Source organism: Terrihalobacillus insolitus, from assembly GCF_028416575.1.
Lineage (GTDB): Bacteria > Bacillota > Bacilli > Bacillales > Amphibacillaceae > Terrihalobacillus > Terrihalobacillus insolitus.
The window spans coordinates 24556-47945 of sequence record NZ_JAMQKB010000019.1 but is presented as its reverse complement, the minus strand read 5'-3'; the positions used below and the strand labels follow the sequence as shown (position 1 = coordinate 47945).

General features: G+C 39.8%; 23 protein-coding genes and 1 pseudogene. 11 read left to right on the top strand and 13 right to left on the bottom strand.

Going from position 1 to position 23390, the window contains the following annotated elements; all coding sequences use genetic code 11:
- Positions 1–146: 146 nt before the first annotated feature.
- The 5 genes and pseudogenes from NC797_RS18530 to NC797_RS14575 form a co-directional block, all read right to left on the bottom strand.
- The gene (locus NC797_RS18530; protein WP_272437543.1) at positions 147–404 is read right to left on the bottom strand and encodes a hypothetical protein; all 258 of its coding nucleotides are present in this window, start codon (positions 402–404) and stop codon (positions 147–149) included.
- Between the two features lie 141 nt (positions 405–545).
- The gene (locus tag NC797_RS14590) at positions 546–1445 is read right to left on the bottom strand and encodes a transposase (RefSeq protein ID WP_272437542.1); all 900 of its coding nucleotides are present in this window, start codon (positions 1443–1445) and stop codon (positions 546–548) included.
- Positions 1446–1791: 346 nt separating this feature from the next.
- Positions 1792–2895 (bottom strand): D-alanine--D-alanine ligase, encoded by a 1104-nt coding sequence (gene ddlA / locus NC797_RS14585; RefSeq protein ID WP_272437541.1) that lies wholly within the window; start codon positions 2893–2895, stop codon positions 1792–1794.
- A 161-nt stretch (positions 2896–3056) separates the two neighbouring features.
- Positions 3057–4229: a pyridoxal phosphate-dependent aminotransferase gene (locus NC797_RS14580; RefSeq protein WP_272437540.1), complete on the bottom strand. Its 1173-nt coding sequence runs from the start codon at positions 4227–4229 to the stop codon at positions 3057–3059.
- Positions 4230–4580: 351 nt separating this feature from the next.
- Positions 4581–5979: pseudogene (locus tag NC797_RS14575) on the bottom strand (ISLre2 family transposase).
- Positions 5980–6228: 249 nt separating this feature from the next.
- Here NC797_RS14575 and NC797_RS14570 point away from each other — a divergent pair.
- Positions 6229–7014: a carbon-nitrogen family hydrolase gene (locus tag NC797_RS14570; RefSeq protein WP_272437539.1), complete on the top strand. Its 786-nt coding sequence runs from the start codon at positions 6229–6231 to the stop codon at positions 7012–7014.
- Between the two features lie 238 nt (positions 7015–7252).
- Here the strand turns inward: NC797_RS14570 and NC797_RS14565 are convergent, their stop codons facing one another.
- On the bottom strand, positions 7253–7729 hold the full coding sequence (locus NC797_RS14565) for a DUF456 domain-containing protein (protein WP_272437538.1): 477 nt from the start codon (positions 7727–7729) through the stop codon (positions 7253–7255).
- A 131-nt stretch (positions 7730–7860) separates the two neighbouring features.
- The gene (locus tag NC797_RS14560) at positions 7861–8385 is read right to left on the bottom strand and encodes a type 1 glutamine amidotransferase domain-containing protein (protein WP_272437537.1); all 525 of its coding nucleotides are present in this window, start codon (positions 8383–8385) and stop codon (positions 7861–7863) included.
- A gap of 159 nt (positions 8386–8544) precedes the next feature.
- Between NC797_RS14560 and NC797_RS14555 the strand changes: the two genes are divergently transcribed.
- On the top strand, positions 8545–9741 hold the full coding sequence (locus tag NC797_RS14555; RefSeq protein WP_272437536.1) for a CynX/NimT family MFS transporter: 1197 nt from the start codon (positions 8545–8547) through the stop codon (positions 9739–9741).
- Here the strand turns inward: NC797_RS14555 and NC797_RS14550 are convergent.
- On the bottom strand, positions 9738–10706 hold the full coding sequence (locus NC797_RS14550; RefSeq protein ID WP_272437550.1) for a tRNA dihydrouridine synthase: 969 nt from the start codon (positions 10704–10706) through the stop codon (positions 9738–9740). The genes NC797_RS14555 and NC797_RS14550 overlap by 4 nt on opposite strands.
- A 504-nt stretch (positions 10707–11210) precedes the next feature.
- On the opposite strand from NC797_RS14550, the gene yjcZ reads away from it, so the two are divergent.
- From yjcZ to NC797_RS14530, 4 genes are all read left to right on the top strand, one after another.
- The gene (gene yjcZ, locus NC797_RS14545; RefSeq protein ID WP_272437535.1) at positions 11211–11414 is read left to right on the top strand and encodes a sporulation protein YjcZ; all 204 of its coding nucleotides are present in this window, start codon (positions 11211–11213) and stop codon (positions 11412–11414) included.
- 105 nt (positions 11415–11519) lie between these two features.
- On the top strand, positions 11520–11630 hold the full coding sequence (locus tag NC797_RS14540) for a YjcZ family sporulation protein (protein WP_272437534.1): 111 nt from the start codon (positions 11520–11522) through the stop codon (positions 11628–11630).
- 48 nt (positions 11631–11678) lie between these two features.
- Positions 11679–11795 carry a YjcZ family sporulation protein gene (locus NC797_RS14535; protein ID WP_272437533.1) on the top strand — a complete coding sequence of 39 codons (117 nt, stop codon included), beginning with the start codon at positions 11679–11681 and terminating at the stop codon, positions 11793–11795.
- 55 nt (positions 11796–11850) lie between these two features.
- Positions 11851–11958, top strand: a complete 108-nt coding sequence (locus NC797_RS14530; RefSeq protein WP_272437532.1) for a YjcZ family sporulation protein — start codon at positions 11851–11853, stop codon at positions 11956–11958.
- Between the two features lie 121 nt (positions 11959–12079).
- On the opposite strand, the gene NC797_RS14525 is transcribed toward NC797_RS14530, so the two are convergent.
- The 3 genes from NC797_RS14525 to NC797_RS14515 all read right to left on the bottom strand — a co-directional run bounded on the left by NC797_RS14525 (position 12080) and on the right by NC797_RS14515 (position 14271).
- A complete protein-coding gene (locus NC797_RS14525) occupies positions 12080–12559 on the bottom strand; it encodes a GNAT family N-acetyltransferase (RefSeq protein ID WP_272437531.1) in 480 nt (159 codons plus the stop codon).
- Positions 12560–12624: 65 nt separating this feature from the next.
- Positions 12625–13044 (bottom strand): organic hydroperoxide resistance protein, encoded by a 420-nt coding sequence (locus tag NC797_RS14520; RefSeq protein WP_272437530.1) that lies wholly within the window; start codon positions 13042–13044, stop codon positions 12625–12627.
- A 165-nt stretch (positions 13045–13209) separates the two neighbouring features.
- Positions 13210–14271 carry a LysM peptidoglycan-binding domain-containing protein gene (locus tag NC797_RS14515; RefSeq protein WP_272437529.1) on the bottom strand — a complete coding sequence of 354 codons (1062 nt, stop codon included), beginning with the start codon at positions 14269–14271 and terminating at the stop codon, positions 13210–13212.
- A gap of 250 nt (positions 14272–14521) precedes the next feature.
- Between NC797_RS14515 and NC797_RS14510 the strand changes: the two genes are divergently transcribed.
- Complete coding sequence (locus NC797_RS14510; RefSeq protein ID WP_272437528.1) at positions 14522–15145, top strand: LysE family transporter; 624 nt, start codon at positions 14522–14524, stop codon at positions 15143–15145.
- 218 nt (positions 15146–15363) lie between these two features.
- Here NC797_RS14510 and NC797_RS14505 read toward each other — a convergent pair whose 3' ends face one another.
- A complete protein-coding gene (locus NC797_RS14505; RefSeq protein ID WP_272437527.1) occupies positions 15364–16680 on the bottom strand; it encodes an amino acid permease in 1317 nt (438 codons plus the stop codon).
- Positions 16681–16889: 209 nt separating this feature from the next.
- Here NC797_RS14505 and NC797_RS14500 point away from each other — a divergent pair, with 209 nt between their 5' ends.
- Entirely contained in the window at positions 16890–17381 is a 492-nt protein-coding gene (locus NC797_RS14500) for a hypothetical protein (RefSeq protein WP_272437526.1), read from the top strand.
- Positions 17359–17856, top strand: a complete 498-nt coding sequence (locus tag NC797_RS14495) for a hypothetical protein (RefSeq protein WP_272437525.1) — start codon at positions 17359–17361, stop codon at positions 17854–17856. Before NC797_RS14500 ends, NC797_RS14495 begins: the two co-directional genes overlap by 23 nt.
- 52 nt (positions 17857–17908) lie before the next feature.
- Here NC797_RS14495 and NC797_RS14490 read toward each other — a convergent pair whose 3' ends face one another.
- Complete coding sequence (locus tag NC797_RS14490) at positions 17909–19324, bottom strand: DHA2 family efflux MFS transporter permease subunit (RefSeq protein ID WP_272437524.1); 1416 nt, start codon at positions 19322–19324, stop codon at positions 17909–17911.
- Positions 19325–19776: 452 nt separating this feature from the next.
- Here NC797_RS14490 and fdhF point away from each other — a divergent pair, with 452 nt between their 5' ends.
- Complete coding sequence (fdhF, locus tag NC797_RS14485) at positions 19777–22728, top strand: formate dehydrogenase subunit alpha (protein ID WP_272437523.1); 2952 nt, start codon at positions 19777–19779, stop codon at positions 22726–22728.
- On the top strand, positions 22721–23185 hold the full coding sequence (locus NC797_RS14480; protein WP_272437522.1) for a helical membrane plugin domain-containing protein: 465 nt from the start codon (positions 22721–22723) through the stop codon (positions 23183–23185). The genes fdhF and NC797_RS14480 overlap by 8 nt, the downstream gene beginning before the upstream one ends.
- Positions 23186–23390: the final 205 nt, after the last annotated feature.

Sequence of the window (23390 nt, the reverse complement as noted above, 5' to 3'; positions counted from 1 at the left end):
AAGCATTTTTTAAGTGGCTATCGTAAATTTACCAAAAATACCCTTATTCCCACTAAAAAATGGACAGACGTATCCTGTTATCCACAAAATCCATTTTGTGGATTTTCAAATTCAAAGAGTTATCCCCATGTGGATAGCTACATTAACTAAGCGCTAGCGAGGCTTCTCATTTTTTTAGGCTGGTTTTCTTTGATCCTGCCCAGTGCCATTGCTAGCATGACACAGAGTGCCAGCCCGCAACGCAGCTTCATTTCGGCCATCCCGCGAATTGTATGAAGCTCAAATCCAAATGAAACATCCAATCGGCTGTTGACACGTTCAACGGCTGTACGCTTGTCATATTCTTTTTCCCATTTATAGCTCGACCGATCGATGGGTGTAAAAATGCGCCGGTCTTCTGACAATGGAATGCGTATCCCTTGCGCAACTGGGCACTGAGCTTGACCTTCACATATAATGCCCATTTGCTTAGCAGGGCAAAGTTTCTTTAAAGTTTGGCGGTCTTTCTCGAATCCACCGTTGCACATTTCCCGTTGCTTTCCAGTTTAAGGGCACACACATGAAACGGTTCCTTTGTAATCATAAACGACATTCTCTCGTCCCACAATTAAACGTGTCTTATCAGGATCTTTCCACATATTACGGATATCAATGACGGGCTTAATTTTATGATCATCCCAAAGTTTAACAAGGAGTTTCGTATCGTCGTAGCCACGATCCGCCGCCATTGTTTCGGCCGTTTCCAACAGCGCCGGTTGCTGCTCATTCATTTGTTTCAAGATCGCATGGCCTTCCGTAATATCTGAGGCGGATGCTTTTGTGACTTTGAAGGTCACCGGAAGTTCGTAAGTCGCATCCACTACAAGATGCAATTTATAACCAAACCATTTCACGATTTTTTCCCAAGGCTTGCCATCTTTATGCACACCATAATACTTCTTCTGGCTATAGTCGGCATCAAGATCCCGACGTCCAACTTCGGTATCCTTTTTGTTCTTATGTTTGGCAAACGACGATATGGCCTTACTATCTATAGCCAAATGCTTGCCGTACTCCGGCAATACGACCGCTATTTCATCTACGAGTGTCTCGAACATTTTATCAATCATCACTTCATGGTCCATAAGCGTTTTTAAAAAGCGCGTATACGCTGAGGCCGTCGGCACTTGCCCTTCAAAGCCGCACATCTCCCGTAGTTGACCGTTACGAGAAAGCTCACGGCGTAATTTTTCAACATTGTCATGCTGGAATACAATTCCCGCCAACACTGAATTCCACATTGCGCGAATTGGATAGTCGTCACGACCTTTTCCTCTGTTCTTTTCGAGCGTTCTCTTCAACTCTTCGTCCGGCATATAGTCAAGCACAAGTCGTAATCGATTTAAATCTCCTAATTCATCAATTTCTTTCCACGAAAACAGACTCATTTGTGGTATAATAGCCATGCAGGTAAACCCCCTAAGTTTAAGATTGTTTTTGTTGCTATTAACATCTTAACCTACTTATGGCGCGGTTTCACCTGTCTTTTTACCTTTTGGGGTGGATCTTATCAATCTCCTTTTTTCTCCTCGCAAAGCCTATTCCCTTGTTCCATTTTGGGGGAAAATAAATATTATACCTCATTCAAACCCTTGAGCCACTTGAATCCTGAGACATCGAAATTAGCTCTAAATGAGCTTCTTACGATGTACACCTTTTTGGTATGGGGATTTAAACAGTATCATGCTGTTCACTAGTTATACTGCGCTAAATTGTTTACCTGTACACCTGTTAGATTTAGGAAAAATGAAATTATTCATCCCACATCACATTTTTTAACTGCATATCCCTTTTGTGCCGCTCCACTGCCAACTCGATCAAACGATTTATCAACTCATGATATGGAACACCACTAATTTCCCATAGCTTCGGGTACATGCTAATTTTTGTAAAGCCAGGAAGGGTGTTTACTTCATTTACAACAAGTTCACCGTCTTCTTTCAAGAAAAAGTCAACGCGCGCCAATCCTTCACATTCTAACGATTGAAATACTTCCACCGCTGTTTGCTTTACCTTTTCTGTTAGTTCTGAAGAAAGTTCTGCCGGTATTGCCAACTCCGCACCTGTTTCATCGATATATTTGGATTCATAAGAATAAAACCCTTTTTTTGGTTTAATTTCACCTGGCAAAGAAGCAATCGGCTCCTCGTTTCCAAGTACAGCACATTCGATTTCACGACCAATAATACTTTCTTCTATGATGATTTTATGGTCAAATTGAAATGCATCTTTAATTCCCTGATGAAAATCTTCCTCATTTTCAACTTTTGACACACCCACGGATGAACCTTGATTTGCTGGCTTAATAAACAAGGGCAAGCCTAGATTACTTTTCACTTTATTAAAGTCCATTTTACCTATTGATTTTCTTGTGAAAGTCATCGATTTTGCAACCGAAATACCAGATTCTCTAAGAAGCCGTTTGGCGATGTCTTTATCCATACACACTGCTGAACCTAATACGTTTGCGCCGACAAAGGGCAAATTAGCTAAGCGCAGCATCCCTTGCATGCTTCCGTCTTCTCCTAATGTTCCATGGACAATCGGGAAAACAACATCGATTTGATCCAAGTCACTAGATTGTGCTGCACTTTTCAATTGACGTTGGTTTTCACCAGGGATCACCGCAATTCCTTGGTTCGTTTTGTTCAGTTGAATGAGTTTTGGATTCTCTTCGTTTAACAAGTAGGAGGTTTGATCACTGATATGCCACTTCCCTTCCTTATCAATACCGATTAAAGCAACGTCGTATTTTTCCTTATCGATCGCATCAACGATATTTTTTGCGGATTGTAAAGAGACCTCATGTTCCGCAGACTTTCCGCCAAAAATAATACCAATCTTTTTTTTAATCAATATACATCTTCCTTTACCAAATGGTTTTCCTTTTTTAGTTTATGTAGGAATAGATAACCGTACGACAACAAGACACTTTTACTTATGAAGGATGTTCAAAAAGTCATCAATGATAAGCTGCGCATCACTTTGTTAGCAAGACTCACTGGGCTTCATAGGGCTTAACGAAATAAGCCTAAATGATCAATACGTTCTACCGCTTCCCTTAACCTTTCTTCACTGTCCAACAACCCAACGCGCACATAACCCTCACCATAGTCACCAAAGCCCTTACCTGGAGCTACGACTACATGTGCTTTTTCTAATAGTAGATCCGCAAATTCCTCTGATGTATATCCTTTTGGAACTGGCAACCAAGTAAAGAACGTTCCTCTAGGAGCCTGAACCTTCCAGCCGATTTTGTGTAATTCCGTAACAAACGCATCCCTTCGATCTCGATACGTCTGAACTAATTCTTCAACAGGCGACTGATCTCCTTTTAATGCTTCAGCAGCGGCTTTTTGAACGGCTCCAAACAAGCTTACATATAAATGATCCTGTATCAAATTTATGCTTTCTATAACAGAATGGTTGCCAACTGCAAACGCAATACGCCATCCAGCCATGTTATACGTTTTCGACATGGTATAGATTTCGACCCCAATGTCTTTTGCTCCTTCTGATTGAAGAAAACTTTGTGGTTTGCCATCAAACCCTAGTGCACTATAAGCAAAATCGTGTACTACACAAATGTTATGTTTCTTCGCTACATGAACCGTTTGATCAAAAAATTGTTTATTCGCGATTGCGGCTGTCGGGTTATTGGGGTAATTTAAAAACATTAATTTCGCCTGATCCAATACGCGCTTTTCTATATTTTGATAGTCTGGCAAAAATTTGTTTTTTTCCAGAAGTGGCATCTTTGCTATTTTGGCGTTGGCAAGTGCAATCCCTGACAGATAGTCTGGATATCCGGGATCAGGTAATAACGCTAAGTCGCCTGGATTTAACAAACATTGACTTATTTCAACTAGACCTGCTTTTGCACCAAATAAAATCGCAACTTCCTTCTCTGGTTCAAGTTTCACCCCATATTCCCTATTATAAAACTCAGCAACAGCCTCCTTCAAAAAAAGATGTCCCTGAAAAGGTGCGTATTTATGGTAAAGTGGGTCATCTGCTGCTTCTTTTAATTCCTCCACAATTGGCTGGGGTGTGGGTAAATCTGGATTTCCTTGGCCTAAGTTGATCACGTCATGCCCTTCACTGGTAAGGAGTTGAACCTTTTTAACAAGTTTTGCAAAAAATTGTTCGGGTAACCTTTTTAATGTAGAAGACTGTTCAAAAGAATGCACACGTTTCACTCCTCAGAAAAACTCCGCTTATCGTCAATCCCTAATGGCAAAAGCCTTGAATTTTTTTTATACTATTCTGCTTAGACCCCTAAATATGCCTCGAAAGTTATACCTTCTGTTATTAAAAATAGTGTAGTAAAATATAGTTATTAATGATAACATCTATTCTGTTTTTGTAAAGACGCGAATGTTTCGAGTATGTGTCAAGTTTTTCTCGACGTAGTTTTTATACCAATGTTTCTGGCACTCTATTTTTGTACACTTTTTTTGACCTACCGCGCTTTCGCTTGCTGTCCAGTAAGTAGTTGTCACGTTCTTAAAAAACAAGAACCTGCCAACTACTTACCGGTGTTATCGAAAACTCTTCAGCAGTTGTCCTCTTGCGCTTGAGTGGGCAACGTATAAGCTAATAGATCCTTGCTTCGCTCCTATTGATGGACGTGTTGGCTGACTCAGAATTTGCGCCATACGAACGGTCTGCTTCACGTGTCGTTGTTTCCTTTCACTTCTCTTTTGATGGTTGAGATAGACATCGCGTAACGTTCCATTTAAAATGCCCTGGATAATCTTTACCATTCCTTCTCCGCCTGCTTTGCTCCAATGCATCCCTCTTTTTTTCATGCGGAAAGAAACGTGTCGTTGATTGGATTCCATTGCCCCTAAGCTGCGCGCATCTTCAGGAGGATTCTCCACCTTTTCTCTCCAATCATAAATGCGTTCCCAGTTATGATCGATATACGTCCGTAACGCCTCTAGTTTTTCTACGCCTTTTTGTTCTTCAAGCGTACTTTCAAAGGTGTCCACCCAAAGCTTGAAATCAGCTTGATTATGTTCTTTTAGCGCTTTTTTTGCGCCATCCTTAAACGTACTCTTCCCTCCGCCAAACGCACGATTTAAAGCTTGTGAAACATGGTAGGGATCTAATTGGTTTAAGACTGGGTATTTCGATTGCGAGAACGCTTCTTGAAACTTCTCTGCGGTATATCCTGCACCACCATCACTATTACTCACAACTTGTGTATCTTCTAACGAATATTGATGGGCCGTAAAGGCTTGAATCTCTTTCCAAAACTCCGCGGTAGGTTGTGTTGTCATAATCACTTTGGGGTTCCGTAAAGAGACGCGTTTCCCGTTTTTATCCCAGCCTTCATGTACAACGGCATGACGAACTTCCAAGCCTTTTTTCTTCTGTGTCCCCCGCACAAATACACCATCTGCCTCTGCATATAAAAAGTCCACTTTCTTTCCTTCTGGAAGAAAATCCGCCTCTTCCAATTCAATCACCATGTCCTCATCCGCTTTGGCCTGGGCTTTGCCTACACGCTTTACAATACTCCCAACCGTTGTATGACTGATGTTTACAGCTGTCCATTCTTTTAAGACGCGTGCTGTTTCACGGTAGTCGGTTTCACTGGCCATTTCCGCCACCTTCACTTCCACCAAAGAGCTATGGCGTTGGTGCTTTCGTAGTCCTAACCATTCATCAAAAGGATGCCTACAATTGCCGCTTTCATCCCTCATCGATGTGTGACGAAACGTCACGCCCCCAAAGGTAAACTGAACTGTTTTATCGTCGTCTCTTATTACTGTCCAACCTGATTCTTGTTTTTGTTCTTTTATCACTTGATCCAACGTCCCCCAACAGAGAAGCAAACAGATCATGCATATACATTTTAACGTTTTCTTCTAACTCGATTAAGCTACTTGTGCTCTTTATTAATTGATATAAATTTGATATAATCTTTTCCATGAGAAGGCCTCTTTCTATAAATGTACTAGCTGGTCAAGCATACATTTATGATAGAGTGCCTTCTCTTTTTTTACTAGAAATTAGCTCCAAATACCCTCGAGAAATATTTTACACATACATGTTTCGACAGATGTAGTATAATGTGCCCATAATCTTATTAATACGAGTCGCGGTTCGTCAGTTGTTGAAGAATAAGCTGAAGATGGTATTTATAAGGATGAAAATAGTAATGTCGAAAGGTGGCTAAGTATGTGCTTACAGATTGCTTTACTACAAATTGATGTTGCCTTTGGCGATCCTCAAGCTAATTTTAACCACGTCGAGGTGAAACTTCAAGAAGCAGCCAAGAATGTTGACGTCATCGTTTTGCCGGAACTATGGACGACTGGATATGACCTTACTCGCTTAGATGAAATTGCAGATCCAGAAGCACAGGAGGCTTTTTCATTTTTATCGAAGCTTGCCAAGCGGTATCAAGTCCATATTGTTGGTGGTTCCGTTGCAAAAAGAGGCGAGAACGGAGTAACGAACACACTACTTGTTATTAACCGGAAAGGGCAGCTTGTCAAAGAATATAGTAAGGCACACCTATTCCGACTTATGGACGAGGAAAAATATTTGATCGAGGGGCATGAACGCGGGAACTTTGAATTAGAAGGACACCCTAGTGCAGGGGTGATCTGTTATGATATCCGCTTCCCCGAGTGGATTCGTACCCATGTGATTGACCAAACAAAAGTATTATTTGTTGTAGCAGAGTGGCCCAAACCACGAATCGACCATTGGCGTGCACTACTCATAAGCCGTGCCATCGAAAATCAATGCTTCGTTATTGCCTGTAATCGGGTTGGCTCCGATCCCAATAATGAATTTGGCGGTCACTCCATTGTCGTCGGTTCTTGGGGGGAAATCATCGTTGAGGCTGCTGAAGAAGAAACAATCTTGTATGCAGAAATCGACCTGGACCAAGTGGATGAAGTAAGACAACGAATCCCCATTTTCTCAGACCGCAGACCCGATATTTATAAGCTGTAGAAACTTTAGCTCCCTTTCTCTAACCATTGTGAAAGGGAGTTACTATCATTCGGATATCTAGACTGGATACGCTTAACTCCCAATGATTACAAGCAATTTTGCCTTGGATATGCTTAACTTTCTTCTGAATGCGAGCATCTTTGGCTCAACTGTAAACAGTCCTCTTAAAATCCACCTCCACCCCATGGCGGAACGTTTCCGTTTTTCTATTTCGATTTGCTTTTCCATCTTTTACAGTCTAAATTTCAATCAAGAACCACACTATCATAATAACTTGAATAACAATCTTAGCAATGGAGCCTCCAAGAAAGCCCATTAGTGACCCAAGAGAGGCCATCCATGCATCTTTTGACGTTTTTCTCTGCAACAATTCAACGATGAACACAGCTGCAAATGGAACGATGATGATTCCAAATGGTGGGAGTATAAATGAGCCAACAATCACACCAATTGCTGCTGCTCTTTCCCCCCATTTGCTTCCTCCAAACCTTTTCACAAAATAACTGTTCGCAATTATATCTGCGACAATAAGTAGACCTGTAAGCAGAACCATTGCTACCCAGAAAATGGCTGATAAATTCGATCCATCAAGAAAAAAGAAATATAACAAGAAACCGATCCATAATACAAGAGGACCAGGAATGATTGGAAAGACAATACTTACAAAGCTAAGTACGAAAAAAACAGCGATTAATATCCATATGAGAATATCCATTGGCAAACCACATCCTTTACTTGTGCATAGTATGATTATAACCTAGACTTTTGCCAATACAAAAATAAGGATCAATGAAATAAAGGAAGATCCTCCTTATATTTTCACCATGTTAATCATCACCACCCGATTTAACCTTCCGCTAGTAAATCCGCGAATTCTTTTACATATGGAGGTAAATCAGGCGGGCGGCGGCTTGAAACGATATGACCGTCGACTACTACCGCTTCATCGACCCATTTTGCTCCCGCATTGGTCATATCATCTTTAATTCCAGGTGTGCTCGTTACTTTTCTACCATGTAAAATATCAGCTGAGATGAGCACCCATCCCGCATGACATATCTGTCCAATTGGTTTTTCTGCTTCATCCATCTTCCTTACGAGTTCTAACACTTCAGGGTACCTTCTTAGCTTATCTGGTGCCCATCCACCAGGGACTAAAATAGCATCATAGTCATCAACGCTCACTTCTGAAAATGCCAAATCCGATTCAGCTGGAACTCCGTATTTCCCTACATATTTTTCCTTCGCTTTATCTCCAACTAAATCTACCTTGGCCCCTTCTTCCCTTAGGCGGAGAACGGGATACCAGAGTTCTAAATCTTCAAACTCAGGCCCAACAAGGGCAATCACTTTTTTATTTTGTAAACGCATTGTTTGCCTCCTTCTTTTCTACCTTCTTAAATTTTAACATGTTCAACCGGAAACAACATGTGTTTCGGTTTGTTGTACCAATTTTTTATATTGAGTACGATGGCGAGCTAAATTATAATGAAACGATACAACGTTAAAATAGTAGGGGAGCTTTTTCTTATGAGTCATTCTTTAAACAAATCAGAAAATAAACCTGTGAGACAAATGCTTCTGATCACAGGTATCATACTTGTTGCCTTTAATTTACGTCCAGCCATTACGTCGATTGGGCCACTATTAGGGACGATCCGGGATGATATTGGATTAGCTAATTGGAGTGCTGGGTTAATCACAAGCCTCCCCTTATTAGCATTTGCAGTTATGTCACCAATGGCGCCAAAATTCGCTAATCGATTAGGCAATGAACGGACACTACTAATTGGACTAACCGTTCTTCTAATTGGAATTAGCGTGCGCTCGATAGCAATTACTCCTACTCTTTTTATCGGTACTACACTAGTTGGCCTTGGCATCGCGATTTGCAATGTATTGTTACCTGGGGTGATTAAAGATAAATTTCCTGATAAGATCGGCATGTTGACCAGTATTTATTCCACCTCAATGGGAATGCTTGCCGCCACTGCGTCTGGTTTAAGCATACCACTAGCAAATGGTTTAGGACTAGGATGGCAAAAATCATTATTTAGTTGGGCTGGTCTTGTTGCAGTCGGGATATTGGTATGGATCGTTCTTATCCGAACAATCGATTCACCCCGTCATACGCCAATAGTAAACAATTCTGTTGCAAAACTCTGGTCATCCATGCTCGCTTGGCAGGTCACACTTTTTATGGGTTTACAGTCGTTTATGTTTTATGTCACGATATCCTGGTTACCTGAAATTTTAAACGATTTTGGGCTAGCAATAGCAACTTCAGGCTGGCTACTATCTTATATGCAATTCGTCAGCTTACCTGCAACATTTCTTTCTCCTATCCTTGCTGGCAAGTTTTCGAATCAACAAGGCATTGTTGTAGTGATTGGTTCCCTCTCCATTGTAGGGTTTGGGGGATTATTCTTTGCAGATACACTAGTAGCAATGATCTTGTTCATCACCCTAATTGGTATAGCACAAGGAGCAAGCATCAGTCTGTCGCTTGCTTTCTTAGGTATGCGTGCGTCCAATGCAAAACAAGCGGCAGAACTATCTGGTATGGCTCAATCAATCGGTTATTTGTTAGCAGCAATTGGGCCTATGTTCATCGGCTTACTATATGATTTAACCAACAATTGGACGTTACCACTTACTACGCTTTTAATCGTAGCAGGGATGATGATTTTCTTTGGTTTAGGAGCTGGTAGGAATAAGGTTGTTTAACGCGCAACCCAAGTAAAGTTATCAAGCAATGCACGCACTTCATCTGTTGACTCTGTGCTCATCAATTGATTTCTTAATTCACTCGCCCCTTTAAACTCACGGACATATATCTTGAAAAAGCGACGGAGAGGTTTGAATGGACGCGGTTCAAATTCCTTTGAATATTGATCATGGAGGTCAAGTTGCAACCTTAAAAGATCAAGCAATTCATTACTACTATGGTCTTTTGGCTGCTTCTCAAAGGCAAATGGATTTTTAAAAATACCGCGCCCAATCATAACCCCATCAACACCATACCTGTGAACGAGATCCAAGCCAGTTTGACGGTCAGGAATATCCCCATTGATCGTCAAAAGTGTATCTGGCGCCACATGATCACGAAGTTTCTTAATCTCCGGAATCAGTTCCCAATGAGCATCCACATTACTCATTTCTTTTTTTGTACGTAGATGAATAGAGAGATTAACGATGTCTTGTTTCAACAAGTGCGCAAGCCAGTCGTGCCATTCATCTACATCCGTGTAACCAAGCCTTGTTTTCACACTTACAGGCAATCCTCCCGCTTTTGCTGCTTGTATTAGATCGGCGGCAACTTCTGGACGACGGATAAGACCGCATCCCTTCCCCTTTGGTGCCACATTAGGAGCAGGACAGCCCATATTTATATCCACACCGCTAAAACCTTCTTTCGCCATTCCAATACTCATTTGGCGAAAATATTCGGGTTTATCCCCCCATATATGAGCCACAATTGGTTGTTCATCTTCTGTAAAAGTCAAACGCCCACCAACGCTATGGCGCCCCTTTGGATGACAATAGCTTTCCGTGTTCATAAACTCTGTAAAAAACACATCAGGTCTAGCTGCCGTGCTTACTACATGTCGGAAAACAACATCCGTCACATCTTCCATTGGTGCCAATATAAAAAACGGCCGTGGTAAATCACGCCAAAAATTATCTGTCATATTCAAATTCAAATCCTCTCATTAACGGGGCACATGGACAAACCATGATGTGACCCCAAAAAATAAAAACCAAGGATATCCCTGCTTCCTTTACACTTATACCATGTTTAAGTATTTTTTATCAACTAGTTGATTACAGCCACTGAAAGTCATTATAAACATATACAAAGTTAGAGTAGCGTTCTAAAGTATCAAGATTTCGATCTCGAAATGATTAATAGAATGTTGAGGCCGAATGAGTGCGCGTTACCTTCAATTTTACCTCTACATGGGTTCTCATAAACCGAATGAGAGCGCATTACCGCCAATTTTACCTCTGCATGGGTTCTCATAGGCCGAATGAGTGCGCATTATCACCAATTTTGCCACAATTTCTAAAATCCCTTCCTAATTACATCAATTAGCAGATACCCGCCTATTTTCTTAAAAATTAGACGTTTGCTTCACTCAGAGAGGTCTTCCCTACATAAGTTATTAGTACCAAAGCAAAGGAGGTGCTTAGCGATGGGTTGGTTTGGTGGCTACGGCTACGGCGGCTATGGCTATGGTGGCCATGGTTATGGATTAGGAGGTCACGGCTATGGTGGCCACGGCTATGGTTGCGGACACAGCGGAAGTAATGGTTTTGTACTTTTAGTTGTGTTGTTTGTTCTGCTTGTAATTATAGGTGGAACCTCTTATTCAATAGGTGAAGTAGCTGGTGAATAATCCCTCTAGACATTCATTGAGTTTTTCATTCATTGATATAGAGGCCCATTCAATCGGTACAAAAAAACCATAAAATATAGTAAATCGTGAAGGAGGTGACATGACATGAGTTACGGTGGATTTGGAAATGACGGGTTTATCCTTTTAGTCGTAATTTTCGTACTATTAGTCATCGTTGGTAATAACTACCCTATGGGTGGTGGATATGGATATTAATCTAAGATTACCATTAGGCTAATTTTTAAGAAAGGGGGGTATCATGATATGAGTTACGGCGCTTTTAACAATAACGGGTTCATTCTATTAGTAGTGCTTTTCGTACTACTAGTCATCGTTGGTAACAATTACCCTATGGGCGGTGACTGGGGTTGGGGTACCTAATCCCAGTTTCAGCATGAACACACCATAACTTCTGGAAAGGAGGGTATGTTCACCCATGAGTTACGGCGCTTTTAACAACGACGGGTTTATTCTTTTAGTAGTGCTTTTCGTGCTATTAGTAATCGTTGGTAACAACTATCCTATGGGCGGTTGGGGTTACTAAGACCAACCAATCTATCCCTTGATTAACCTAATCGTTTGACTTTCACTATGGTCGGCTATTCAAAACTTGGCAATTGTCATTTTTGATAGCCGCTTGCCATAGTTCTTCCTTCTTTTCTTGCTTATTCGTCCAATATTAACGATAGTCTTCTCATTTTTGAATGCATTTCCATTCGTTCTTGCATGTAATGAAGCCTTTCCTGATCATAATCCCATATATCTAACAAAATTTCATCTGCACCAATTTTTTTTGCATGATTTTTGACCTTATGGAATAAGTGATGGTCAATTCCTTTTGCAGAGTAAGCGGAACGAACACACAACTCATCTATTAAGATAATATTTCGTTCGACTTGACCCTTCCAAGGTGACGTTTTTCGACCTTCTATCATTACAAATCCAACGATATCGTCTCCTTGCACAACCACAAAAAGCTCTTTGTTTTCACTTTGAATCACTTCTTCAAAATTGGATTGGATCATCGGAACTTCTGTACTTCTAAAATGATGGGGAGCATTTTCGAGATGTCTCATATATGTATCTTTATACACTTCAAGCACCTGTTCATAATCGCTAAGCAGCCCTTTTCTGATTCGAAACATTTCATCACCTTCTCTTTATAAATGGCATGCGAAACCCCCGCCATTGGAAAAGCGAGGGTACTCATTTATACAGCCTTCACATTAAGGTTAACGTCAATGTTACCTCTTGTTGCTTTTGAATATGGACAAAACTCGTGCGCTTCCTCTGCAAGTTCTTCAGCCTCAGATTGGCTTACACCTTTTATTTCCACATTCAACGTAACACCAACTTTAAAGCCATTATCGCTTTGGTCTTTCAGGAAACTTACATCTGCTGTAATGGTTGAATCTATTTCTTTGTTACGGTTAGAAGCCTTTAAATTAAGTGCACCATCGTAGCAAGCAGCATATCCTGCCGCAAATAGTTGTTCTGGGTTGGTGCCCTTTTCCTTAGAACCACCAGCAGGATTGACAAGATTAAGATCAATTATACCATCATCAGACTTAACATGCCCGTCTCTTCCACCTTTAGCAGTTGCATGGGAAGTAAATAATACATCGCTCACAAAAATCACTCCTTTATATAGTGTGTTTAGCTTATTTCGACGAAAAAGTCAAAATTCCTTCATCCATACATTATTCTATTCCATACAATAGGTATTCCTCTTGGGTTCATCGTTTAAACCTTTCTTATGACTTTGCTCTTCCTATTTTGAATTTTAACCTTATGTTTACTCAGGAATCACTAATTCTTGACCAACCAGTAAATAATCATTAGGGTCTATTCCATTTGCTGCTGCGATGGCGTCTATGGTTGTTCCATACTTTTGTGCAATGAACCATAAACTGTCACCTTGTTCTACGACGTGAGATTGGCTTCTTTCCTTAGGTTGTTCAGTGCCTGCTCCCTCTTTACCTGGAATGATCAATTCTTGTCCAACCCATATATAGTCGTTAGGGTCTATACCATTTGCTGCTACAATGGTATCTACGGTTGTGCCATACTTTTGTGCAATGAACCATAAACTTTCACCTTGTTCCACGACGTGCATTCGTTTTTCGTCGTTCGTTTGTTTAAACCGGATTCTTGACCAATCAAACAACGACCCAGGATCCGTTTTCCTTTCCGGTGCATACTCATCGTGTCCTACAACATGTTTTCTGTTTCTAAGAACGGAAGGATACCTGTCAAAAATAGTTTCCAACAAGAGGTTTAGGGAACGGTATTGAGCATCCGTATATCCAATATCAGAAGGGTTAATTGAATCATACGTCTTACCCGACATCATGGATAACATTTCATCCCTTGTTCCTACTGCCAAAAGTTCAATTCCAATCGAATATTCGTTCATTTTGTTTTGGTACGTTGGAAACTCTGGAAGATTTCCTTTCCCTGAATGAAAAGCGACACGGCTCTCGTCCACCAACTGATAGATCTCCCCATCTCTTCCAATCATGTAATGGGCAGATAAACCATAGTCAAGAAAAATACGATACACGTCTTTTGCATTGTAAGGGTCATTTGGTTTCACTCCAGCATTTGAAATAAAGTGAATCATAACATGCGTCACTTTCTCTGTTCGAGTTTTTGAATTTTGAGATGGGAGAGTCGCGTCGGTAATTGGAACATCCCTCTTTTGATTTGAGGCATTATCCCCTACATGTGAAGACTGTTGAATATCGTTTGTAATGGTTCCATCTAGGTCATTATTTGTATGTGGATTATTATTTACTGTACATCCCGAAAGTAGTACCCACCCAAGAGCAAACAGGAAAATAGCTTTCTTCTGCATGAAATCCCTCCTTACTTTCTTGAAAAGCGGTATTTATTTTAGCAAAATAAACGTATTTTTCATGGATGAAACCTGATTATTATAGTTTGCGGTTTTGAATGTGAAATATGCTACCACAACATTGCTTCATGTGCGCCAAATCATGTAGAGCGTTTAAACAAATCAATGCGTTATTTTTTTGTGTTAACTTCCTTATCCTCCGAATAGAATGTGTACAAGCATATGTATAATTCTTAAAGGAGCCTGACACATGACTATTTATTTGAGCTACATCTTATTGGGATTATCTTTAGCCGCACCAATTGGCCCAGTAAACGCTGCACAATTAGACAGGGGAATTAAAAGTGGCTTTTTCTATGCTTGGCTTGTTGGCTTAGGGTCTCTGGCTTCCGACATATTGTTCATGCTTGCTGTTTATTTTGGAGTTGTTCATTTTTTAGAAACGCCTTTTATGAAAACCTTCTTATGGTCATTCGGGAGTTTCGTTTTAATCTATTCTGGAATTGAAGGGATTGTTGGGGCAGGAAAAGTACAATCAAATTACTTCCGACAAGGGGACAGTGCCACGAAGTCTTTTTTTACTGGCTTTTTAATGGCCTTATCCAATCCACTCTCCATTTTGTTTTGGTTGGGGATATATGGTTCTGTGTTAGCGCAAACTTCACACTCCTATGACCACTACCATTTGCTCTTATATAGTAGCGCCATTCTTTTAGGGCTGATCGTATGGGATGTGTCTATGGCCGCAGTATCAAGTGGTTTCCGCAGATTACTTACAGACCGTGTGCTCAAAGGTATTTCAATATTTTCGGGTTTATCGCTAATAGGCTTTGGGCTTTACTTTGGTTATCAAGCCGCTATCATGCTGTTGTAGATTCGTATAGCCAGTGTGCGGATACGGTACGCCGGCTATACTATTCCCATAATACAAAAAAAGGATCAACACTCCATATAAATTGGAGTCGATCCTTTTTTTCTTATAGTGCGTGTTCAAAAAGTCGCTGAATTAGAAGCAAGCAGTCAAACGCTAACCGAGCACGTCGTGGACATGCAGAAACCAGCTTATCATTTGGTGACTTTTGGAACATTCTCTTAAACTTTTTCCCATTTCTTCCGCATTAAAAAGGTAATCACCCCAATGAGTACCACAAACAATAAACTGACGAAAAAACCTGGTTTACTAGATCCATCTACTAACGTCCCTCCTACTGCAGCAAGAATTAACAAAGTCCCCACATACCGTTTAATATGTTGAAATGTAGAAAGTTTCGTTAATTGTTTATAAGAGAACAAAATAAATAACCAAGTATATAAAAGCATTAGACCGGCAGCGGTTGTCATGTATTCGTAAATTCTTTCTGGTAATAACAACGAGACAATAATAGATAAAAGAAGTCCAGACACGGTTAATCCTAGTGCGTGAACTGGTAAGTTTCTTTTTCCCACCTTTGCAAAAAATGCTGGTGCATCCCCGTCCTTCGCTAAAGTTACGATCATTGTGGTTATGGCATACAAGGAAGCTGTCATTGTTGAAAAACCTGCGATCACTAAAGCACCATTAAAGACATGCGGGACAAAGGAAAGGTCATATTTCTCTAGCGCAATGATAAACGGACTCTCATCTGTCGAAAATCGGTCTATTGGTACTAAAAAAATAGCTAGGATTAAAGACAATAAATAAATGACGGTTAACACCATAAGCATAATCTTACCGGCCTTTGGTGCCTGCTTCGGATCTTTTAACTCATTGGCCATGATGCCCATAACTTCAATACCACCAAAAGCATAAAAAGTATAAATGAATGCTGTCCATGCACCTTTAAGCCCATTTGGCATGATCCCACCATAATCAAAGGTGAATGCAACTTTCTCTTTCTCACCACCAAGGAAACCGAATATTGCTGCCCCAGCAACAAGAATAAACATGACGATTGCAGCGATCTTAACAACAGCAAAAATGTTTTCAAATCGTTCAAAGCCATTTACTCCTGTCAGAATCACAATAATACCTAAAGCGCCATAGATTGTAGCAAATACCCAAAGCGGCACGTTTGAAAACCAAAATTTCGTAAAAATGCCAAGGGCCGTTAGCTGACTACCCATGATGAGCATTTCTGATGACCAATACACCCACCCATTACTGAATCCAGCCCAATTTCCAAATGCCTGTTTTGCATAAGAACGAAATGACCCTTGTTTTGGTTGGGATGCTGTCATCGTAGCTAAAGCATCATAAACAATATATGTTCCTAAGGCTGCTAATACAAACATGATTAGGACAGATGGACCAGCCTTTTGTATGGCGATGCTAGATGCTAGAAAGTAACCAGTTCCAATAATACTTCCGACCCCAAGTAGAGAAAGCTGCCACCAGGTGATCTTTCTCTGCTTTGATTTTCCGTTTTCCACTTTAGCTACCCCCATTTCATCTGGCTTATTTTTGCAGATAAAAGAAGGAATTATTCAATTTAGATTCGTTATCAAAAATGTGCCGCTTATCATTTGGCGAGTGACTTTTTGAATACGTACTTTCAAATTTATTTTCAATAACATAGATGATCCATGGTTAAATAACCAAAAATTACACAAATTAAATATTAAATATTGGAGGTGATTCGATGGCTTTGCCACTTATTACTACTATAACGATTATGGCCTTGTTTATTTTATGGTTACACGATAAAAAACTAAGCTTTTTGCAAAATTCCATTGTTTTTATGGTATTGGAGATTATCGTTAGAAATAATGCTACGTTACTGACGATGGAACTAAAATGGATAGATCCAACCGAAAATTCATTTTTAAACATATTCTTTTTAATGCATCGGGAAATTATTACACCTCTTTTTATACTTCTGTTCGTTAATAGCTATTTATTATTATTTTCTTTGAGGAAAAAAACGCTTCTTTTCCTAATTTTCCTTACTCTCATGCAAGGAATGGAATATCTGGCTGTTTATTTTGGTGTAATAAAGTATGTGGAATGGAACTATGTGTATGCCATGCTTTTAAACACCGCTTACCTTCTAATCGGCTTAGGGATTTCTAAGATAACACTATTACTGGACAAAAACGGGGTTCATCAAAATGGTAGTCGTATACGAACGTGAATTTGATTGGAATGAATGGTTTGTTATTATCGGTGTTGTACTATTAAGCTTATTCGTATGGGTTGCCCCAAAGATTTTTTCATTATTGGAATCCATAGCTTTTTACTTGTACGGTGTATTTTTTGGTATGTTTTTTGATCATACCATTAGTGTGCGACCTTGGGATTTTTATGATGTAAATGACTCGTCAGCATATCAACTGATAGACTTCTTAAGTTACGTTATGTACGGTCCATATAGCTATTTTTTTCTGTATTTTTATGTGAAGTTTAGAATCAAAGGGTTTTTGAATATCCCTTATGTATTAGCTTGGACATGTATTTCCTTGTTAACTGGATGGATCGGCGTACAGATTGGGTTGTTTCATTTTGAAAAAGGTTATAACCATTACTGGTCTTTGCCTATTTATTTATTTGTCCAGATATTGCAGATTGCTTTTTATCATATTATTAAAAACAGTAAGGATTCAACATAAACGTACAAATGGGTTTGATTTCGTGACGGAATCAAACCCATTTTTCCCCTCGTTAACTCCCCTCTCCTTCGATTACTTTGTACTCTAAGGGTTTGATGAAGAAAGAAAGAAGTAAGGAAACAATAGACAAAATGGATGCAACAATAAAGGCAACATTAACCCCATGGATCATTGATGTTGGATTTGAAATATCTGCAGAATTCAATGCTGCACTGGTCATAATGGTAACCAAGATTGCTGTTCCAATCGATGCTGCGACCTGTCGCATCGTATTGTTCATCGCTGTACCGTGTGGAATTAACCGGATTGGTAATTCATTTAATCCTGCTGTTGTAACAGGCATCATAACCATTGACATACCAAACATTCGAATACCAAACACAACTGTTATGTAGGTCAATGAAGTGGTGGTCGTTAAATTGGTGAACATGAAAGTCGTGACCGTCATAATGGAAAGTCCAGTGATTGCTAACCACCTAGCCCCAACCTTATCAAAAATTCTACCTGTAATTGGAGACATAAAACCCATCAATAGTGCTCCAGGCATGATCATTAAACCTGATTCTAAGGGAGAATAATCCAGCATATTTTGCATATATATTGGTAAAATCGTTTCGGAGCCAATCAACCCAATAAAAACAATCATTCCAATAATGGTAGTGATTGTAAATGTCTTATACTGAAATACTCTAAATTCTAGGATCGGCTGTTCCAGCTTAAATTGCCGTAAAATAAAAAAGGTTAAAGAAATGGTGCCAACAATTAAACTGACAACCACCTGTATACTCCCCCACCCAGTATTTCCAGCACTACTAAAGCCGTACAATAATCCTCCAAACCCTAAGGTAGAGAGAATAATCGACAAAAAGTCAACCTTGGGATAGGTTTGCTTTGTTACATTTTGCAAGACAAAATATGCAATGACAATATCGATGATTGCAATTGGAAGAATCACAAAAAACATGTATCTCCATGGTAAATTCCCAATGATCCAGCCAGAAAGCGAGGGGCCAATTGCTGGTGCAAAAGATATAACGAGCCCAACCATTCCCATTGCCGCTCCTCGTTTTTCTAATGGAAAAATGATAAGAAAGACCGTCATCATTAATGGAAGCATAATTCCAGCACCACTTGCCTGGATAATTCTACCTACCATCAGAATAAAAAAGTTTGGTGCTATCCCACAAATTACTGTACCAACGGCAAAAATAGTCATTGCTGTTATAAAAAGTCGCCTTGTCGTAAAAGTTTCAATTAAAAAGGCTGTAATTGGAATCATGATCCCATTCACTAACATGAAGATGGTGGTCAACCACTGTGCAGTGTTTTCGGTTAAATCTAAGTCACTCATTATATAAGGTATTGCAGTTGCTAGCAATGTTTGATTTAAAATAGCAACGAATGAACCAGCCAACAATATCGCTACAATGGTGAGATTACTATTCTTTTGGGTATGATTTATTCCCATACATCTTCGCTCCTTTTTGAATCTTTGTTGTTTCATAAGATTGATCTTAGTTATCTGCACAAGGAATCGCATTTCTGTTTCTGAACATATGTTCGTTGTTTCACAACTATAAATCCTTCGATAATATGTACGTCAAGCAGTTTTCGTTTTTGCGTCAGTAAAATTTTTGATGACTTGCGATGCGAGTATTATAGAAAGGATCACAGCGCATGTCAATTCACTCACATTCGTTTGTGTTGTAATGCATGCCTCCCTGTTTTGAACTGGTGTTAATAATACCGGTGTTTTCTATCATATGAATAAGGGTATAGATGAATTAAACTTACTCTTGAAAGCTTTTACATAGAAAGGGGAATCAAAATAGCTTATGAGACCAAACAGCGTCTTATCACAAGAATGAAACATGACTGGGCAACGGGAATATTCGGGGTATTACTTGGGGAGGGGATAAAATGCATAATCAAGATCATATCCTCATTACGATTAATGGGGAAGAATTTTTAGCAGAACCCGACCAGAATTTACTAGATTTTATTAACACAACTGGCGAGTTTGTACCACAGATTTGTTATAACGAATCACTTGGACCAATACAAACGTGTGATACGTGCATGGTTGAGGTTGACGGACAAATTGTACGCGCATGCGGGACGTACGTATCACCTGGTATGCAAGTCAATACTACCATTGATCAAGTGAATACAGCGCAAAAAGAGGCACTAGATAGAATTACGGAAAAACATGAATTATACTGCACTGTTTGTGATTATAATAATGGCTCATGTGAGATTCATAATACAGTTGCAGCATTTGGAATGGAGGAACAATCAAGACCTTTTGAGTCAAAGCCTTATGACGTTGATCAATCAAGTCCATTCTATCGTTACGATCCCGATCAGTGTATTTTGTGCGGACGTTGTGTGGAAGTCTGCCAAGATGTTCAGGTGAATGAGACACTTCTAATTGACTGGGAACGGGAAAAGCCACGTGTCGTATGGGATAACGATGTCCCTATTGATCAATCATCTTGTGTAAGCTGTGGGCAATGTGTAACTGTCTGCCCATGTAACGCATTGATGGAAACGGAAATGGTTGGGGAGACTGGCTATATGACAAACCACAGTCCTGGACTATTGCGGTCCATGATCGATTTAACAAAAAAAGCGGAACCTGGTTATGGTCCATTGTTTGCGGTGTCTGATACCGAAGCAGCAATGCGTGAAGAACGTATTGAAAAGACAAAAACCGTTTGCACTTACTGTGGTGTCGGATGCACGTTTGATGTATGGACAAAGGATCGAAAAGTACTGAAGGTCGAACCTCAGCATGACTCACCTGCAAACGGGATTTCTTCATGTATTAAAGGGAAATTCGGCTGGGATTATGTAAATGCAGAAGAACGCTTGACGAAACCTTTAATTCGTGATGGCGAATCTTTTGTAGAAGTAGAATGGGATCAAGCATTAAGCTATGTTGCAAAGCGTTTTTCTGAGATTAAAGACGAAAATGGTGCAGATGCACTTGGGTTTATCTCATCGTCTAAAGCAACAAATGAAGAATCTTATTTAATGCAAAAGTTGGCACGACAGGCAATCGGAACAAACAATATTGATAACTGTTCACGCTATTGTCAATCTCCTGCAACGAAAGGACTGTTCCGCACCGTAGGACATGGAGGAGATTCGGGATCAATTGACGATATTGCCGAAGCTGAAATGGTGATTACGATTGGATCTAACACAACAGAGTCACACCCCGTTTTAGCCTCTCGAATTAAGCGTTCGCAAAAATTATTCGGTCAAAAATTATATGTATTTGATTTACGAAAGCACGAAATGGGGCAGCGTGCCGATCAATTTTTCCAACCGAAAAGCGGTACCGATTTAGTATGGTTATCTGCAGTAACGAAATATATTATTGATCAAGGTTGGGAAAACCGAACATTTATTAATAAATGGGTAAATGGTTTTGAGGAATATAAGGAATCCTTAAGCACATTTACTCTGGAATATGCAGAAAAATTAACTGGTTTAACGAAAGACGATTTAATTGGAATTGCCAAACAGATTGTTCGTGTTGATAAGCTTGCTATTTGCTGGGCAATGGGTGTAACACAACATCAGCTTGGAAGTGACACGAGTACAGCAATCTCCAATCTATTATTAATCACTGGAAACTACATGCGAAACGGTACAGGGGCATACCCATTACGTGGACATAACAATGTGCAAGGCTGCAGTGATTTTGGTAGCATGCCGAATTTCTTGCCAGGTTATGAAGAAGTAGAAGACGATACTGCCCGCAATCGTTATGAAAATGCTTGGGGCGTAAAAATTCCAAACAAACCAGGAAAAGATAACCATGAAATGATCAAAGCTATTCATGACGGTGAGCTGCACTCCTTATATGTATTAGGTGAGGATACCGGTATAGTAGATGCAAATATCAATTACGTAACAGCAGCATTTGAAAAGCTTGATTTTTTTGTTGTCCAAGATTTATTTTTAACTGAAACGGCGAAATATGCAGATGTTATTCTACCAGCAGCACCAAGCTTAGAAAAAGAAGGAACCTTCACAAATACTGAACGTCGTATTCAACGATTATACAAAGCGCTTGATCCTTTAGGCGATTCCCGTCCAGACTGGGAGATTATCATGAATCTAGCAAACAGATTGGATTATAACTGGAAATATGCCAACCCAGCTGACATTATGGATGAAGCTGCATCACTTGCACCATTATTTGCTGGTGTTCGTTATGATAGATTGACTCAATATAACAGTCTGCAATGGCCTGTTCATGCAGATGGTACGGATACGCCATTGTTGTATGCAGATGGATTCCCTTTTGATGACCATAAAGCAAGACTATATCCACTAGACTTTGAATTAAAACATGATACGAATGAAACATACGATTTGCATGTAAATAATGGTAGAGTCCTTGAACATTTTCATGAGGGTAACATGACCTATAAATCAACAGCAATATCTAGTAAAATTCCGAATGCATTTATTGAAGTTTCACCTGAATTAGCCGAGGAACGTGGGATAAATGAAGGGGCAAAAGTGAGGCTTACATCAGAATCTGGAGAAGTTACTGGACTGGTTCATATTACAGACCGCGTACGTGGCAAGGAACTATTTATACCACTGAATGATAACGGGAAAACAGCAGTGAACTATTTAACAAACAACAATGTGGATAAAGATACGAATACCCCTTCCTACAAAGAGATAGCCGTAAAAATGGACGTTCTGAAGCAGAAAGGGAAAAGCCCTCTGAAATCAAATAATTACCGACGAGGGAACCCGCAGCCACAGATTGGTGTGCAAGTAGAACGAAAGTGGGATCGTGAAGACTACATTTTTCCGGGAAGTCAGGTGAAACAAAATGGCTAGTCCAATTTCAGATATAAAGCGAATGGAGCTTTCAGAAGCGGATGTCCACAAACAAAATTTGGATGAGGTTACAAAGGCAGTCAGCGATAACAAGGAAGCTATTTTAAAAGGCATTGACTTATTAGCAACAATCAACAAGAGTGGAACATTGGATATGGTGAATGCCTTTGTGAAGCACAAAGAGGAAGCGCTAGAAAATGTGATGGGTGAGCTAAACAAACCACAATATTCCGCTACGTTAGAGAATCTTAGTAAATTATTCTTTTTTGCTGGTGAATTAAATGTTGATGAAATTCAATACTTCTCCGAGAAGTTGAATCACGGAATGGAAGTAGCAAGTACAATGGAGGATTCCGAAAAAACATCGTATATGGAACTTTTTAAAGCATTAAAGGATCCAGAGATTAACCGAAGTATCACAATGCTACTAAAGTTTCTACGTGGAATGGGAAAATAATAATACAAGTCTTGTCCCGACGGTTGGTAATCCAGCTGTTATCGGGGCATTTTTTTTGCAAGATCAGAAATGGTTGATCCCCAAGGAGGTGAACTGAGAGGCCAGCCGTTAATTGCCGAAAAGCCAGCCAATATAAGCACATTTATAGCAAATAGCGGCCTCTCAGTCCGCTTAACCAAAGAAAACAGGCTATTTTTCGAAAATA